Source organism: Shewanella algidipiscicola (assembly GCF_003605125.1).
Classification (GTDB): Bacteria; Pseudomonadota; Gammaproteobacteria; order Enterobacterales; family Shewanellaceae; genus Shewanella; species Shewanella algidipiscicola.
Genome location: NZ_QPQT01000006.1, coordinates 178,331 through 194,742 on the forward strand (window position 1 = coordinate 178,331; position 16,412 = coordinate 194,742).

General features: G+C 46.5%; 14 protein-coding genes. 9 read left to right on the forward strand and 5 right to left on the reverse strand.

Translation table 11 applies throughout. The features are described 5' to 3' along the window. Positions 1-58 precede the first annotated feature (58 nt). From DVO77_RS08345 to gloA, 9 genes are all read left to right on the forward strand, one after another. The gene (locus DVO77_RS08345) at positions 59-1,969 is read left to right on the forward strand and encodes an EAL domain-containing protein (protein WP_119977995.1); all 1,911 of its coding nucleotides are present in this window, start codon (positions 59-61) and stop codon (positions 1,967-1,969) included. Positions 1,970-2,063: 94 nt separating this feature from the next. Beyond that, entirely contained in the window at positions 2,064-2,642 is a 579-nt protein-coding gene (gene rsxA, locus DVO77_RS08350) for an electron transport complex subunit RsxA (RefSeq protein WP_110457730.1), read from the forward strand. Between the two features lie 2 nt (positions 2,643-2,644). Then, positions 2,645-3,214 (forward strand): electron transport complex subunit RsxB, encoded by a 570-nt coding sequence (gene rsxB, locus DVO77_RS08355; RefSeq protein ID WP_119977996.1) that lies wholly within the window; start codon positions 2,645-2,647, stop codon positions 3,212-3,214. Continuing rightward, the gene (gene rsxC / locus DVO77_RS08360) at positions 3,208-5,691 is read left to right on the forward strand and encodes an electron transport complex subunit RsxC (RefSeq protein WP_119977997.1); all 2,484 of its coding nucleotides are present in this window, start codon (positions 3,208-3,210) and stop codon (positions 5,689-5,691) included. The genes rsxB and rsxC overlap by 7 nt, the downstream gene beginning before the upstream one ends. Before the next feature lie 2 nt (positions 5,692-5,693). Next, a complete protein-coding gene (gene rsxD, locus DVO77_RS08365) occupies positions 5,694-6,746 on the forward strand; it encodes an electron transport complex subunit RsxD (RefSeq protein ID WP_110457733.1) in 1,053 nt (350 codons plus the stop codon). 20 nt (positions 6,747-6,766) lie between these two features. Further along, on the forward strand, positions 6,767-7,405 hold the full coding sequence (gene rsxG, locus DVO77_RS08370; protein WP_211328787.1) for an electron transport complex subunit RsxG: 639 nt from the start codon (positions 6,767-6,769) through the stop codon (positions 7,403-7,405). Then, positions 7,398-8,096: an electron transport complex subunit E gene (locus DVO77_RS08375; RefSeq protein ID WP_119977998.1), complete on the forward strand. Its 699-nt coding sequence runs from the start codon at positions 7,398-7,400 to the stop codon at positions 8,094-8,096. The genes rsxG and DVO77_RS08375 overlap by 8 nt, the downstream gene beginning before the upstream one ends. Before the next feature lie 3 nt (positions 8,097-8,099). Then, positions 8,100-8,744, forward strand: coding sequence for an endonuclease III (gene nth / locus DVO77_RS08380; protein ID WP_110457735.1), 645 nt, complete (start codon positions 8,100-8,102; stop codon positions 8,742-8,744). Between the two features lie 742 nt (positions 8,745-9,486). Further along, positions 9,487-9,897, forward strand: coding sequence for a lactoylglutathione lyase (gene gloA / locus DVO77_RS08385; protein WP_119977999.1), 411 nt, complete (start codon positions 9,487-9,489; stop codon positions 9,895-9,897). A 150-nt stretch (positions 9,898-10,047) separates the two neighbouring features. On the opposite strand, the gene DVO77_RS08390 is transcribed toward gloA, so the two are convergent. The 5 genes from DVO77_RS08390 to DVO77_RS08410 all read right to left on the reverse strand — a co-directional run bounded on the left by DVO77_RS08390 (position 10,048) and on the right by DVO77_RS08410 (position 16,379). Further along, positions 10,048-12,621: a TonB-dependent receptor plug domain-containing protein gene (locus DVO77_RS08390; protein WP_119978000.1), complete on the reverse strand. Its 2,574-nt coding sequence runs from the start codon at positions 12,619-12,621 to the stop codon at positions 10,048-10,050. An 838-nt stretch (positions 12,622-13,459) separates the two neighbouring features. Continuing rightward, positions 13,460-14,473 carry a Holliday junction branch migration DNA helicase RuvB gene (gene ruvB / locus DVO77_RS08395; RefSeq protein ID WP_119978001.1) on the reverse strand — a complete coding sequence of 338 codons (1,014 nt, stop codon included), beginning with the start codon at positions 14,471-14,473 and terminating at the stop codon, positions 13,460-13,462. A 19-nt stretch (positions 14,474-14,492) separates the two neighbouring features. Continuing rightward, positions 14,493-15,110 carry a Holliday junction branch migration protein RuvA gene (ruvA, locus tag DVO77_RS08400; protein ID WP_119978002.1) on the reverse strand — a complete coding sequence of 206 codons (618 nt, stop codon included), beginning with the start codon at positions 15,108-15,110 and terminating at the stop codon, positions 14,493-14,495. Further along, positions 15,107-15,628, reverse strand: coding sequence for a crossover junction endodeoxyribonuclease RuvC (gene ruvC, locus DVO77_RS08405; protein WP_110457740.1), 522 nt, complete (start codon positions 15,626-15,628; stop codon positions 15,107-15,109). The genes ruvA and ruvC overlap by 4 nt, the downstream gene beginning before the upstream one ends. Positions 15,629-15,632: 4 nt before the next feature. Then, a complete protein-coding gene (locus DVO77_RS08410) occupies positions 15,633-16,379 on the reverse strand; it encodes a YebC/PmpR family DNA-binding transcriptional regulator (RefSeq protein ID WP_110457741.1) in 747 nt (248 codons plus the stop codon). Between the last annotated feature and the right edge of the window lie 33 nt (positions 16,380-16,412).

The following is a 16,412-nucleotide window of genomic DNA, read 5'->3' on the forward strand; positions in this document are numbered from 1 at the left end:
TAGACTAGTAAACAATCAATTTATCCAAATTTAGCTAGAAATTCTGGACTCACTGTTTATGGGCGTTACTAAGACATTTCACCTAATTTTACCGATAGTATTCAGTGTGATTTCGTTATTCAGTTATCAGTATGAACAGCAACGCGCATCGACTCTAGCCAGTCAATCGTTACAAGACTATGTACAAAACCCACTTTGGCAAACCTCACTCCCTCATGATGGTAATGCGCTCTATGAGCGCTTGAGCCCCGATTATCATTTTAAATTTTTTCAATATATTCATCAATTAGTCGGTACCCTTAACCATACCAGTGGTCAGTTACACCCTGTAAATGATGACATGATTGCCGCGTTATTTAGCCAAGATCTTAGCAACACTCGTGTATTGCCCCAAGGGCGGTTACAAGTCAAGCTAGACGACAGTCATATCAGAATCGAAGCCAAACAACGTTTTATTAAGACATTAAGTGTTATTTGGCTAACTTACCTAGTGATAGCCCTTCTATTTAGCATATTGATGGTGCGCCTCAACCGGGCTATTCGCTACGCCAGTAACTATATCGATACCTTATCGGAACTTAAATTTGACGCCTTAGCCCAATCAGCCTTTCGCGGCGAATTAGCCCCTCTCGGGCAAGCGTTGGAAAAGTGTCGTGTGTCACTCAATAGTAAATATAATGAAATACAGCAGCATAATACCAAACTCAATAAACAAGCCTACCAAGATCCTGTCACCTTATTTAGCACACGAGCTAAGTTTACTGAAAAACTGGACAGTTTAGCTCAACCTGGGACGCACTTCGGCGTCATGGCTATAATCAAGGCCACAGAATTAGGCCAAATAAATCGCTCCCAAGGACGCGAAGCTGGAGATGATTACTTAGCGGGGGTGGCCGATTGTATTCGAACAAGTATACAAGCCTTGGCTCAGGCAGAATGTTTTCGCATTTCGAGCGCCGATTTTGCCCTGTTTATCCCCGACATCACACTCAAAAATGCGCAGCCTTTACTGCGTAACTTGAAAGCAAATTTTGATCTGTTTCAGCAAAAAATCGATGTTGAATCCGTTGCTTATATCGGCTTAGTCCCTTATCAGCAGGGCAATCAAGCGCTGTCGTTAGTATATCTTGGCGATGCCGCCGTGAGCATTGCACAAACAATGGGGCCCAATAGTTTTCATATTCAAGAACAACTCAACGGTGATGAGTTATTTGGTGATTCAAAATGGAAGACCGCCATTGACGATATTATTAAGCGCCGTGCCGTTAAGTTCCATGCACAAGATATACAACCTTGTCGCGGCGCCGATAAAGTCTACCGAGAGTTGTTAGCCCGATTTTATAGCAGCCAAGGGAAATTTCTGCCCACAGCAACTGTGATTGCCATGGCCGAGCGTCATGGTATGAGTGTTGAGTTGGATAAAATGATTATTCTCAGCACTTTTAAATTGCTTATCGACAACCCTAGCCTACCAGGCGCATTTGGCATCAATATTAGTTCTAACTCGATGACACAACCGGCCTTTATTGCCTGGATCAAAACTCTGTTTGTTCGCCAGCGTCAAATCGCCTGTCGCATAGTGTTAGAGGTTAACGAGGCCGGAATGCAAGCCAATATCAATCAGGCGCATAAGTTTGTTAGAGAGATGCACGGTGTCGGGGCTCGAGTCGCTGTGGAACATTTTGGTATGGGGTTCACTTCCTTTAAGTTTTTTAAAGAAGTACGTCCCGATTTTATTAAGCTCGATGGTAGCTACACTCTAGATATTGAATCGGATCATAATCGATTTTTTGTCAAAATGATCGTCGATGTCGCCCGTAAAGAGTCCATTGGCGTTATTGCATCAAGCATCGAACGCCAAGAGCAAAAGTTGATATTAGAACACTTACTTGTCGACGGGTTGCAAGGCTATTACATCGCTAAACCCCAAGCCATAGTCCGACAAAACGAACAATCCTCCGTCAATTAATTGTAAATGAAATAATCCCTGCATTCTATGTGTTGTTTATCGATGCCGAAAGACCGATAATAGCCGTTAAATTAGATATAGATAACCGATTGAGATGAGCGAATATCTCCTGCTTTTGGTCGGCACTGTGCTGGTCAATAACTTTGTTTTAGTTAAATTTCTCGGATTATGTCCCTTTATGGGCGTCTCCAGCAAACTCGAGTCCGCAATAGGTATGTCGATGGCGACCACCTTTGTGCTGACGCTTGCCTCCATTTTGAGTTATTTGGTCGACAACTACCTACTACAACCCTTTGAATTAGGCTATTTGCGAACCATGGCCTTCATCCTCGTGATCGCGGTCGTGGTGCAATTTACCGAGATGTTAATCCAAAAAACCAGTGCATCGCTACACAGAGCATTGGGGATTTACTTGCCGTTGATCACCACTAACTGCGCCGTATTAGGTGTGGCACTGCTCAACGTTAATGAGAAGCATGACTTCATCGAATCTGCAATTTACGGATTTGGCGCCGCTGCCGGCTTCTCCCTCGTGCTTATCCTCTTCTCAGCTATGCGTGAGCGCTTAGCTGCTGCGGATGTGCCTGCGCCCTTTAAAGGTGGCGCAATAGCCATGATCACTGCCGGCCTAATGTCGCTGGCCTTTATGGGCTTTACAGGTTTGGTAAATTAACCATGTTTGAGATCGTCATCGCCATTATATTACTAGGATTACTCGCACTATTTTTTGGCGCGCTACTAGGCTTTGCCGCCGAAAAGTTTAAAGTCGAAGGTAACCCCGTGGTCGAGCAAGCCGAAGCCCTATTACCACAAACTCAATGTGGCCAATGTGGCTACCCGGGTTGTCGCCCCTACGCCGAAGCCATAGCCAATGGCGAAAAAATTAATAAATGCCCGCCTGGTGGCACCGCCACCATGGAAAAATTGGCTGAGTTAATGGGAGTAGAACCTGAACCTTTGACCGCCACTGCCGAAACCCAAATCAAAAAAGTGGCTTACATTCGAGAAGAAGAGTGTATTGGTTGCACTAAGTGTATCCAGGCCTGCCCCGTCGACGCTATTTTAGGTACTGGCAAGCAGATGCACACAGTAATTATCGATTACTGCACTGGCTGCGATTTGTGCGTTGAACCTTGCCCAGTCGACTGCATTGACATGTTGCCAGTAACCCCAAACATTCAAAATTGGAATTGGAAACTTAACGCCATTCCCGTCACCATCATTAGCGAGGAATCCAAGTGTTAACTTTATTTGAACAAATTGATAAAGGAACACTATGGCGCGTGGCGGGAGGTATCCATCCGCCTGAGTTTAAAACCTTATCAAATCAATCTAATATCGCCCGTTTGCCTTTGGCAGACCAATATATTATTCCAGTCCCTCAGGTTGGCGAAAGCTGTACCTTGGCGGTGGCCGTCGGTGATATGGTGACCCAAGGGCAACCACTTACTCAGGGAGACAGCTTTCGTCATCTGCCGGTACACGCACCGGTATCGGGCCTAATTGCGGCCATCGAAACACGTCCAAGCAACCACGCCTCAGGCTTACCGGTATTGTGCTGTATCATAGATAACGATCATCAGCAGCGGCTTTGTCCTGCTATGCATGCGCCATTGAGCCAAGATGACGTTAAAGCAATGTCCAGTGATGAGCTCCTCAACAGAGTAAAACGGGCAGGCGTTGCAGGGCTTGGCGGCGCGGCATTTCCAACTCACATCAAATTAAAACCTGTCAGTGATATTGAGCTCTTGATCATCAATGGTGTCGAATGTGAACCCTATATCACCTCTGATGATCGCTTGATGCGCGAACATAGCACAGAGATTGTGCGCGGCATCGAGATTATTCACCAGTTACTAGGCCCTAAACGCATCGTCATCGCTATCGAGGACAATAAACCTCAAGCCATTGAGCAGATGACTGATGCCCTCAACCACAGTGACTTACCAGCCCAGTGCGCGCGGGTCACCGCCATACCCACTGTGTACCCTTCTGGCGGTGAAAAACAACTAATCCAAATCATTACCGGTCAAGAGGTGCCATCGGGGGCTATTCCCGCTAACTTAGGTATTTTGGTGCAAAATGTCGGCACCGCCTTTAGCATTACCCAAGCCGTTTATTGTAATGCGCCACTGATTGAGCGAGTCGTCACCTTAACGGGTCATAACGTCGGCCGGCCCGGTAACTATTGGGTCCCCATAGGCACACCAGTCGATCACCTATTACGCTGCACTCACTTTAAAGGCGATAGCGAATCTCCCATTATTATCGGTGGTCCAATGATGGGTTATATGCTGCCCAATCGACATGCACCACTACTTAAAGGCACAAACTGTATACTGGCCCCCGATAACAGTGAAATGGCTCCGTCAGCCCCAGAAATGCCTTGCATTCGCTGCGGCGAATGCGCCCAAGCCTGCCCTGCGGGTTTGTTACCCCAGCAGCTGTTTTGGCATGCCAAAGCCGAAGAATATGATAAAGCGGCCAGCTACAACCTGAGAGATTGTATCGAGTGTGGTTGCTGCAGTTATGTTTGTCCAAGTGACATTCCCTTGGTGGAATATTACCGAGTCGCTAAATCGGCGCTGCGGGTAGAAGCCGAAGAGAAGAAACAAGCAGAGCTGGCCAAACAGCGTTTCGATTCGCGCATGCTGCGTCTAGAACAAGAAAAGCGCGCCCGAGAAGAAAAAGCCAAACAAGCGGCACAAAAGCGAAAAGCCGCGATGTCAGGTACAGATAAAGATGCTGTCGCCGCGGCGATGGCACGGATAAAAGCCAAAAAAGCGGCTGAAACAACCACTACTGCTGCGCCCGCATCTAACGCCGACAGAAGCGCCACTACAAGTAACACGGCTACCCAAGATAAAGTGGCCGCCGCGATCGCACGTGCCAAGGCAAAAAAGGCCGCTCAACAAGCATCGAGCGCGGTTCCTGAATCGAGCTGTAATGCACCCGAGCCTGATGAAGTTCACGCTCCAGTTGTCAGCCAGCAAGACAAAATCGCAGCGGCTATCGCCCGTGCCAAGGCCAAAAAAGCCGCCCAGCAGAACCCAAGCAGCGATGAACATCAGCAGGTTGAATCAAACGATGTCGATGTAAGCAACGCCACCTCATCCACGCCAATCAGTGAGGCTGAGGCTAAAAAGGCTAAAATTGCCGCCGCGGTCGCTAAAGCCAAGGCCAAAAAAGCCGGCCAGCAGAACCCAAGCAGCGATGAACATCAGCAGGTTGAACCAAACGATGTCGACGTAAGCAACGCCGCCTCATCCACGCCAATCAGTGAGGCTGAGGCTAAAAAGGCTAAAATCGCCGCCGCGGTCGCTAAAGCCAAGGCAAAAAAAGCCGCCCAGCAGAACTCAAGCAGCGATGAACATCAGCAGGTTGAACCAAACGATGTCGATGTAAGCAACGCCGCCTCATCCACGCCAATCAGTGAGGCTGAGACTAAAAAGGCTAAAATCGCCGCAGCGGTCGCTAAAGCCAAGGCAAAAAAAGCCGCGCAGCAGGCGCCCAGTAGAAATGCAGATATAGCTGCGGTTCCCCTAGAAGCGCCATTGGTTCATGCTGATAAGACCAGTCAGCAAGGTAAAGCTGTCGACAGCGATGAGCTGTCAGCCGCTGAGATCAAACAACAACGTATTGCCGCCGCCGTGGCAAAAGCAAAGGCCAAAAAACTGGCCAAAGCCGCTAGTGCAGCTCCAGATGATGAGCTCGAGGATTAATCATGGCTTTTAAGTTGGCATCTTCGCCCCATATCAATACGAGCGTACAAACCAGCACGATAATGCTTAAGGTCATGGCCTGTGCCCTGCCAGGTGTGATGGTTCAATGTTACTTCTTTGGCTGGGGCGCCATTATCCAAGTGCTACTGTCTATCGCCGTTGCAATGGCTACCGAAGCGGCGGTTTTATCGTTACGTAAGCGCCCAGTTTGGCCAACGTTAAGTGATAATAGCGCCGCACTCACGGGGTTATTGGTTGGTGTGGCCATTCCTGCGCTCGCCCCTTGGTGGGTAAGTGTCATTGGTGTGGTATTTGCCATTTTAGTGGTCAAGCATCTCTATGGTGGCTTAGGCAACAATATCTTTAATCCGGCGATGGCGGCTTATGTCATGTTGCTGATCTCCTTTCCCTTACAGATGACGACATGGGTAGCACCAGCCGGCGCAGCACTCAACGATGTGAGTCTACTGGCAAGCTTACAGATTATTTTTCAAGGGGTAAGCCCTGCTGAAGTATTAGCTTATCGCGCTGGTTTTGACGGCATGAGTATGGCGACCCCGCTCGATGCGATTAAAACTTCGCTTTCAACGGGACTGACCATCAACGAGGCGCTGGAAAAACCTACCTTTGAAAACGGCTTTGGCATTGGCTGGGTATGGATTAACGTCGCCTATCTGTTTGGCGGTTTATGTATGCTTAAACTGAAGTTGATCCGCTGGCATATTAGCGGCGCAGTCATCTTTAGCTTATTTGTCTGCGCAAGTATCGGTTATCTATTAAGTCCCGATACCCATACGGGGCCATTACTGCATCTATTTTCTGGCGCGACCATGATTGCAGCCTTTTTTATCGCTACCGATCCGGTTACTGCGGCGACCAGCGTTAAAGGACGCTTGCTATTTGGCGCATTAATTGGGGTATTGGTTTACAGTATTCGCAGCTTTGGGGGGTATCCAGATGCATTCGCCTTTGCCATATTATTGGCCAATCTGTGTGCGCCGTTTATCGACTATTATGTCAAGCCTCGCGCCTATGGCCATCGAGCAAGCCGTTAAGTCATGCTCAGGAGAGTAAATTGAAACGTTCTATTGTTAAAAATGGCAGTTTATTAGGGTTATTTGCACTGCTCTGCACCGCCTTAGTTGCCATGGTTAATCTGTTTACTGCCGATCGTATTAAGCAGCAACAAGATTTAGAGTTAATGCGGACTCTGCATCAGATCATTCCCGATGAGATACATGACAACGCCTTAATTGAACATTGTATTTTAATCCATGATGCGGCCGCGCTTGGCGTGGATGAGCCTCTACCCGCCTATATCGCCAGTCAACAAGGTACACCTGTGGCCATCGCCATCGAGACCGTCGCACCCGATGGTTATAATGGCCAAATCAAGTTGATTGTCGCGATAGATGTGCAAGGTAAGGTGCTCGGTGTGCGTACCCTAGCCCATAATGAAACTCCTGGTCTGGGTGATAAAATTGAGTTGCGTAAATCAGATTGGGTCTACCAGTTTAATCAGCAGCAGCTGAGCGATGACAATGATAAGCTGTGGGCGGTCAAAAAAGACGGCGGGCAATTTGACCAATTTACTGGGGCGACGATCACCCCCAGAGCCTATGTCGGTTCGGTAAAACGTACCCTACAGTATTTTAATGCTAACCAAGCACAACTGCTTAACCGCCCAGCTAATTGTGAGGTTTCCTATGAGTAATTATCGCGATATTGCCTGGCAAGGCTTATGGAAAAACAATCCGGGACTGGTGCAATTATTGGGCTTATGCCCATTGCTGGCCGTAACCGCTACCCTAACAAACGCCATCGGGCTGGGTTTAGCCACCTTAGTCGTATTAGTTGGCTCCAACATCTTAGTATCGCTAGTGAGAGACTACGTCCCTAAAGAGATCCGTATTCCAGTATTTGTGATGATTATCGCGGCGCTCGTGACCTGCGTGCAACTGCTAATCAACGCTTACGCCTACGGTTTATATCTGTCACTGGGGATCTTTTTGCCACTGATTGTGACTAACTGCGTGATCATCGGTCGTGCCGAAGCCTTTGCGTCGCGTAATACCGTCAGCAAAGCCGCTTTCGATGGTTTAATGATGGGCCTAGGCTTTACCTTAGTCTTGATGATGTTAGGGGCGTGCCGTGAAATTTTAGGCCAAGGTACCCTTTTCGATGGCGCAAATCTGCTGCTTGGAGAATGGGCGGCCGATCTGACCATCCATTTCTGGCAGGTAGACACCAATTTCTTGCTCGCCATGCTACCACCGGGGGCATTTATCGCCATGGGCTTTTTAATCGCCGCCAAAAATATCATCGATGACAAGATTGCCGCACATCGCCCAGCTCCAGAGCCAGAGCAAGCCGTGACCCGAGTTAGAATTACCAAGGTAAGTTAATCGATGAATAACGAAAAACGTCGCCAAATCTTGACCATCTTGCGCGATAATAACCCTAAGCCAGAAACTGAACTTAACTTCTCCTCGCCATTTGAGCTATTGGTCGCCGTCACCTTGTCGGCCCAAGCAACCGATGTGAGTGTTAACAAGGCCACTGATAAATTGTTTCCTGTGGCAAATACCGCCCAAGCCATTTTAGACTTAGGGGTTGATGGTTTAAAACAGTATATTAAAACCATAGGCTTATATAATAATAAGGCCATTAACGTCATCAAAGCCTGCCAAATATTAGTTGAAAAATATGCAGGTGAAGTGCCCGAGAACAGAGAAGCCCTCGAAGCCTTACCCGGTGTGGGCAGAAAAACCGCTAATGTGGTGCTTAATACTGCCTTTGGCTGGCCGACCATTGCAGTGGACACCCACATCTTTCGCGTTGCCAATCGTACTAAATTTGCCATGGGGAAAAATGTCGATCAGGTTGAGCAGAAGATGTTAAAAGTCGTACCAGCTGAATTTAAGGTCGATGTACATCATTGGTTTATATTACAAGGTCGCTATACCTGCTTGGCACGTAAGCCTCGCTGTGGCAGCTGTATTATTGAAGAGCTGTGCGAGTTTAAAGACAAAGTCTATCCTGACGAAGACTGAGACTAGCCACATCGCAAGTGGCACTTATGCCCATGACTCACGCTATCAGCTAACAAAAAAGCCGCTAATGCGGCTTTTTTGTTAGCTGATAGCGCAAATGATACACACTAATTTTGAATGGACTATTGTTGACTTAACCGTTTATTAAGTGAACGACCTATCAATAGATACTCTATCAATAAAGTATCTATTGATAAAATAGCGTCAGCTTTGACTTCGCTCTTCTGTTTGCTCCATTAGGTTTAGTGCGGCGTAATCGTTCGCTTTACTTGCTAAAACCATCGATCAAGCCATGCATTAAAACCAACAGATCAGCATTTGAACAACACTCGCTTCTAATGAGCTGCGGCCCTTAGAACATTGACACAAAAAATATCGATAAAACCACTGCGATAGTGACAGCTAAACCTAAGGCCATTTTTAATTCGCTAGACATGATTAAACTCCTTTAAGTAAGTCGGTTCATTATGCTACCAAAGCAGGTTTGTACCAAAGTATTTACTAAATTATGTGACCTCAATCATAGGCGAAATAACAGGAGTATGACAGGAGTCCCCCCTCCCCCTTGCAGTTCTCGCTCAGCCCCTGACACAGGTATTAAACGGTACACATCAACAGATGGCCATAGACCAAGCAGCATGGTCTTGAATTTATACACTCTGCTTCAGCCTATCTAGAGATGATTAACGACAGTGATTAAGGGTATAATGGCCGCTACCTTAAACCTGAATTAGAGGTCTTCATGGCACAACTTCTTCACACTATGCTTAGAGTCAGCAATCTCGAACGCAGCATTCATTTTTATACTGAAATCCTTGGCATGAAACTGCTTAGACAATCTGAAAACCCTGAATACCGTTATACCCTCGCCTTTGTCGGATTTGACGACGAAAACACAGGTGCCGCAGTGGTAGAGTTGACCTATAACTGGGATACCGATAGTTATGATCTAGGCACAGGGTTTGGCCACCTTGCGATTGGAGAGGCCGATATCTACAGTCGCTGTGCTGCAATTGAAGCCGCCGGTGGTAAAGTGACCCGTCAACCCGGCCCTGTTGCCGGTGGTAGTACTGAAATTGCCTTCGTTGAAGACCCTGACGGCTATAAAATTGAATTTATTCAACTTAACTCTGCGCAACAAGGCCTAGGCTAAACGTTAACAGACTTAAATAACACTTTCTGACGCTAACGACTATCGCAAGTCAACCATGTTAAGCATAAAAAAAAGCGCCTTAAGGCGCTTTTTTATTTCAGCTCTTGATACTCAACAATGCATCGCCAAGTATCTCAGGCTAATTACCGATTAAAACTTGAACGTCACACCAGCAAAGTACTGACGACCTACAGTGTCATATACTTCAGGTACGGTACCGCCGTCACTGCCGTTAGATACTCGTGATGGCTCTTCATCGGTCAAGTTCTTCACACCAGCACTCATGGTCCAGGCATCGTTTAGGAAATAAGTTGCCGACAAGTTGTGATACAAAATCGCATCCACTTTATTGCCTTTGGCCAAATCATCCATTTCACCGATATAACGGTTGAAGTACATTACGTTCCAGCTATCTTGACCAGCTTTGATACTGAAGTTGTTACGTACTTCGGCATAAGCACCGAAATTACCGTCGATGGTGCCAGTATAGTCTTGACCGTCTTGCTCAAAGTTAAGCAAGTAAGTGGTATCGTTATTAATGGCCCAATCTAGTCCTAAACCTTCAAAGTTATAGGCTAGGTTGAAATCGATACCGCTAGTGTCTTGATTACCTACGTTAGTCAAGGCGTTTGTCAGATTATCTAAATCGCCATTAGGGCCAATCTTAAAGGTTTCACATGCGCTCTGATCACCAGCATAACAAGCGTCAAGACCAGCTTGAGTGTCTAAACGCGCAATCGCGTTGTCCACTTTAAAGCGCCAGTAATCAAGCGTTAACGACATACCTTCAACATAGCTTGGTGAATACACTAAACCGGCAGTGTAAGAGTCAGACTCTTCTGGCTGTAGATTTGCATCTGACGTACGATTAACCAGAATCTGAGGATCTTGCTCATTTCCCCAAGGATCGTCAAGATAATCGAACGAACCAGAGTTACCACCGTACAACTCACTTACACTAGGTGCACGGAAGCCTGTTGCTGCCACGGCGCGCAGCATTAAATCATCAGTGGCTTCATAGGTCAGGCCTATTTTCCACGTCGATGCATTACCAAAAGTCGAATATTCATCAAAACGCAGTGCAAATTCACCGGTCAGTTTTTCAGTGAAAGGTACGCTCACCTCTTGATAGACTGAGATAACGTTATAGTCACCATCGGTAGGATCTTGCTGCGCTGAGGTACTTTGGCCAGCAACTACGATTGGGTCAGGATTATAGTAACCACTTTCGCTGCGATACTCTGCACCGATGGCAAAGCCAACAGCACCAGCATCAAGCTCAAACAGTTCACCGTTTAGACCTGCAGACAATACATGCTGCTCGTTACCACCATCGGCTTGTTCGCTGTAGCTCACGCTATCAAGCAAATCGGTATCCGTCATAGGCTGACCAGTAAACCAGACATCTTGATTGGCGTAGATGGCATTTGTCATCAAGGCGCCATTGATTGAGTTTTCAACCGAGGTGTTGGCCTTGTTGTTGCCATAGGTGTATGAGAAGTCCCAGTTCATGCCAGTATGCACATCAAGTGCACCTTCAACACCAACAGATGCACGCCAAGTATCTGTATCTTGCTTATAGATACGTGGACCGACATCATTCATACGTTTTCTGTAGTTAATCAGCCCTTTGTCATCGGCGACGATACCGGCACTTGCCATATCTGCATCGATATCGACACATTCAAGCGTGTTTTGGCCCGGCACACAGACATCTAACATTAGGTTGGCAGGTTGCGCCGCTAACTGCTGACTTGACTTACGCTTGGTGTATAACACGTCAGCATTAAAGATAATGTCGTCGCTCAGCTCTTGCGTCATGTTGGCAAACAAGCTGTAACGTTCACTCGGCGTTTGATAGTAGCTGTCTTGGGTATAATCATAACCCTGCGCTAATGGATCCCAGCTGCCGTTGTTATTGACTTTAACTTCTTGCTTAGGCTTACCATTGTCACCTATTACAGGTTGGCCGTTGGCATCTAACACATTACCTATGATGCCACCGTTTGGTACAAATGAGCTGGCGCCAGGATCAGTCCAATCACGATCAGACTGGATCACACCACGACGGTCTGAATAAGCAGCACCAATGGTGTAATTTCCTTTATCTGTGTTAAAACCATATAGCGCGCTGATATCGCCGTTTTCACCATCGCCTTTATCGGTAGCACCACCGTTTAAGTCGATTTGGAAACCTTCGAAATCTTTCTTAGTGATGATATTCACTACACCAGCAATAGCATCTGAGCCATAAACAGCTGAAGCACCATCTTTTAATATTTCGACACGGGCAATCATAGCAACCGGGATCGAGTTTAGATCCACTGCGCTATCGGCTCCAGAACCCGAGTTAACCATGCGGCGGCCATTTAGCAGTACTAGCGTACGTTCAGAGCCCATACCACGAAGATCAACCTGAGCGATACCGTCAGCACCATTGTTGGTACTAGAACCGATTGCGGCGCCCGCCATAGACGTTTGTGCTTGTAGCATCTGATCTACCGAAGTAAACCCTTCTGCTTTAATTGATGCAGCATCGATAACAGTAACGGGTGAAGCCGTTTCCATGTCTTTACGCTGAATACGTGAACCGGTAACAGCGATACGCTCATACGATGCACTCTCCTCTGCAGCAATGGCATTGCTAGATGCAATAAAACCACCTGTAGAAACGGAGGCAATTAACCCCAACTTAATTGCAGATGCTAATTTTGTTCTTATCATGTAACGATTACTCCCTTACCTTCTATTATTATTTTGCACGCTGTTAACTATTAATATTTATTCAGCGTTGGGCCTGATACTGTCTCGTCACTTAGCGAGCGTCAATACTCAAATAAATTAACCAATGATAATGAAAGGTTAATAAAAACAAACAAACAAATAACAACTAAGTGCATAATTTAAACCAAAACATGGAAAAGCCGGTTAAATAAAACAAAATAGCTCACAAAATAGGAAGCCAGTCTATTTTTACCCCCCAAAAAAAACACATCGCATTAACAACTTAAATATGCAAAAGCGTGACACTCGTCACACTTTGTGGCATTGTTATGATTACTCTCGCCCAAATAGACGACGAAAATGACAATATAACCAAATTAATATTGTCCTCATATAATTGTTAACTATTTGGTTTTTTTAATTATGACCAAGCATTAATTGACGGTCAGCCACTCTGAGTTTTCACCTCAGAATTTAAAGCAGAGCCTTGGTGTCCTAATGAAAACTCATTTATTAATTTTGCCAAGATGCAACTAATCTTAGCTAGCGCAGTTAAAGTATAGAACAGCTTTAATATAACAAATAAACAACAATTGAATCGTTCGGTGAAACATAATTAAAAATAGGCAAATCTTTAAATTAATTAACAATAAGAAAACAAAAGTTAATTAATTCACAAATAATGAATAGTTAGCGAAGGAGAGTATGTTATTCATCATTAAGGGGGCTAGCTTCAACGAAGAGACTTGAGGCACACAATATGCCAACCGAAAAAAAAAGCGCAACTTATTAAATAAGTTGCGCTTTGTTAACACAAAAATGAAAGCCTATGACGATATTAGTCGGGCTTGATCAAATTGAAATGTTGGTAGGCTCGTGGCGTTGCAATACGCCCTCTTGGAGTACGTTGTATAAAACCTTGTTGGATTAAAAACGGTTCGAGTACATCTTCAATAGTCTCTCGCTCCTCACCAATCGCAGCGGCTAGATTGTCTAATCCAACGGGGCCCCCCATAAATTTATCGATGATCGCCAGTAACAGTTTACGATCCATATAATCGAACCCTTCAACATCGACATCAAGCATATCGAGTGCACTTTCGGCTACATATTTAGTGATTTCGCCATCGTGTTTTACTTCGGCGTAATCCCTTACGCGGCGCAGTAAGCGATTAGCGATACGCGGCGTACCGCGCGCGCGACGCGCCACTTCAAGAGCGCCATCATTTTCAATAGGCAAGCCAAGCACCTTAGCTGAGCGGGTCACAATGCTACTGAGATCGGCAACATTGTAAAACTCCAAGCGCAGCGGAATACCAAAACGCGCGCGCAGTGGTGAGGTTAATGCGCCCGCTCGCGTGGTGGCGCCGATCAAGGTAAAGGGCGGTAGCTCTAATTTAATCGATCGCGCCGCAGGTCCCTCACCTATCATGATATCGAGCTGATAATCTTCCATTGCCGGATACAAGATCTCTTCCACCACAGGACTGAGTCGATGGATCTCATCAATAAACAGCACATCGCCCTCTTCAAGGTTAGTCAACAGCGCCGCTAAATCACCTGCCTTTTCAAGTACAGGGCCTGAAGTAGACTTAATATTGACTCCCATTTCATTAGCCACAATCATGGCTAAGGTGGTTTTCCCCAGACCTGGCGGGCCATAAATCAACATGTGATCTAGCGCTTCGCCGCGTTTCTGCGCGGCTTCAATAAACACTTTAAGCTGGGCGCGGGTATCATCTTGACCCGTATACTCATCGAGTAACTTAGGTCGCATCGCTCTGTCTATCTGCTCATCACGTTCCTCAATAGCTTGAGGTTGCGCCTGAATTAATCGATCGGCTTCTATCATTTTATTCTCACTTAACAGGCTATAACATCGACTTTAACGCGGCTTTGATCAGGGTTTCTGAGTCCATATCTTCTTGATACACCCCAGAGACCGCTTTACTCGCTTGTGCGGGTTTATAACCTAACGACAATAATGCGGCGATGGCATCTTCTTCGGCTGAATTGACCTGCGGCTTAGCTGAGTAGTTTGATTGCAAGACAAATTCACGCTCGGAGCCTTGTGAAGCTTCCATTAGGCTCTTCAGTTTATCACGCATCTCAACTAATAAACGTTCGGCGGTTTTCTTGCCAACGCCCGGCAGTTTAACTAGGGTCGCAATATCATCATGTTCAACACATTTAACAAACTCACTGGCGCTCATACCCGACAAAATAGTTAACGCTAATTTCGGCCCTACCCCATTGGTTTTAATCAATAAACGAAATAATGCGCGTTCTTGTTTGGTGACAAAACCGTACAAGAGCTGCGCATCCTCACGCACCACAAAATGGGTGTAAATCACCACTTCTTGGTTAAGCTCGGGCAACTCATAAAAACTGGTCAGTGGCAGCTGTAATTCATAACCCACACCGCTAACGTCAAGCAAGACTTCTGGGGCTTGTTTCTCTACCAATACCCCCCGTAAACGACCAATCATCTGTATCTTCCGTATGTTCTACTGCTGGCTTTACCGCCCATGGCTATCAGGCTCTGATAGGTATGAAAATGGCATACTGCAACACCTAAAGCATCAGCCGCATCGGCTTGGGGCGCTGCAGGTAAGGTTAATATTTGCTGGATCATGTGCTGCACTTGAGACTTTTGCGCCCGACCAGTCCCCACCACGGCATTTTTTATCTGGGTGGCTGAATATTCGGCTACCGGTAAATTGGCATTGGTGGCGGCCACTATCGCCGCGCCACGCGCCTGTCCCAGCTTTAAGGCTGAGTCGGCATTCTTGGCCATAAAAACCCGTTCAATGGCGAATTCGTCGGGTTGATACTGACGAATAATTTCGCTAATGCCATCAAATATAATTTTTAAACGAGAGGGTAAATCATCGGCTTGGGTGCGTATGCAACCACTGCCGAGGTAAATTTGGTGTCTTCCCTGACACTGGATAACGCCATAACCTGTGATCCGCGATCCTGGGTCAACACCTAAAATGATGGGCATGGCATTACTCTAAGGCCTGTAAGATATCATCGGCAATCTCTGCGTTATGATACACCTCTTGTACATCGTCATGATCTTCAAGATTATCAATAAGTCGTAGAAACTTAGGTGCGGTATCGGCATCCAATTCCGCTTTGGTCGACGGTACCATGGTCACTTCAGCATTCACAGCTTCAAGGCCCGCTGCATCTAACGCATCTTTAACCGCGCCAAAATCTTCAGGAGTGGTGTACACATCAATCGACCCATCATCATGGGTGACCACATCATCGGCGCCGGCATCGAGTGCCGCGTCCATAATGGTGTCTTCATCACAGCCTTCATCAAAGGAGATCACGCCGCGCTTTTCAAACAGATAAGCGACAGAACCGTCGGTGCCTAAGTTACCACCCGATTTACTAAAGGCATTACGTACGCCTGATACGGTGCGGTTGCGATTGTCGGTCATGGTCTCAACCATCACCGCAGTGCCACCCGGCCCATAGCCTTCGTACATAATAGTTTCTAATACTTGACCATCGAGTTCACCAGCACCGCGCTTAATAGCACGCTCTACTGTGTCACGAGTCATATTGTTGGATAAGGCTTTATCGATAGCGGCGCGCAAACGTGGGTTAGAATCGGGATCTGAGCCCCCTTCGCGGGCGGCGACGGTCAATTCGCGAATGAATTTAGTGAATAATTTACCGCGTTTGGCATCTTGCGCTGCTTTACGGTGCTTGATGTTGGCCCATTTACTGTGACCGGCCATAACTGACTCCTTATTCGAAACGTTCTCGAAAAA

Bases quoted from the DNA above. Each gene is read 5' to 3' on its own strand.
- DVO77_RS08345 (WP_119977995.1), top strand. From the start codon at position 59: ATGGGCGTTACTAAGACATTTCACCTAATTTTACCGATAGTATTCAGT.
- rsxA (WP_110457730.1), top strand. From the start codon at position 2,064: ATGAGCGAATATCTCCTGCTTTTGGTCGGCACTGTGCTGGTCAATAAC.
- rsxB (WP_119977996.1), top strand. From the start codon at position 2,645: ATGTTTGAGATCGTCATCGCCATTATATTACTAGGATTACTCGCACTA.
- rsxD (WP_110457733.1), top strand. From the start codon at position 5,694: ATGGCTTTTAAGTTGGCATCTTCGCCCCATATCAATACGAGCGTACAA.
- DVO77_RS08375 (WP_119977998.1), top strand. From the start codon at position 7,398: ATGAGTAATTATCGCGATATTGCCTGGCAAGGCTTATGGAAAAACAAT.
- nth (WP_110457735.1), top strand. From the start codon at position 8,100: ATGAATAACGAAAAACGTCGCCAAATCTTGACCATCTTGCGCGATAAT.
- gloA (WP_119977999.1), top strand. From the start codon at position 9,487: ATGGCACAACTTCTTCACACTATGCTTAGAGTCAGCAATCTCGAACGC.
- DVO77_RS08390 (WP_119978000.1), bottom strand. From the start codon at position 12,621: ATGATAAGAACAAAATTAGCATCTGCAATTAAGTTGGGGTTAATTGCC.
- ruvB (WP_119978001.1), bottom strand. From the start codon at position 14,473: ATGATAGAAGCCGATCGATTAATTCAGGCGCAACCTCAAGCTATTGAG.
- ruvA (WP_119978002.1), bottom strand. From the start codon at position 15,110: ATGATTGGTCGTTTACGGGGGGTATTGGTAGAGAAACAAGCCCCAGAA.
- ruvC (WP_110457740.1), bottom strand. From the start codon at position 15,628: ATGCCCATCATTTTAGGTGTTGACCCAGGATCGCGGATCACAGGTTAT.
- DVO77_RS08410 (WP_110457741.1), bottom strand. From the start codon at position 16,379: ATGGCCGGTCACAGTAAATGGGCCAACATCAAGCACCGTAAAGCAGCG.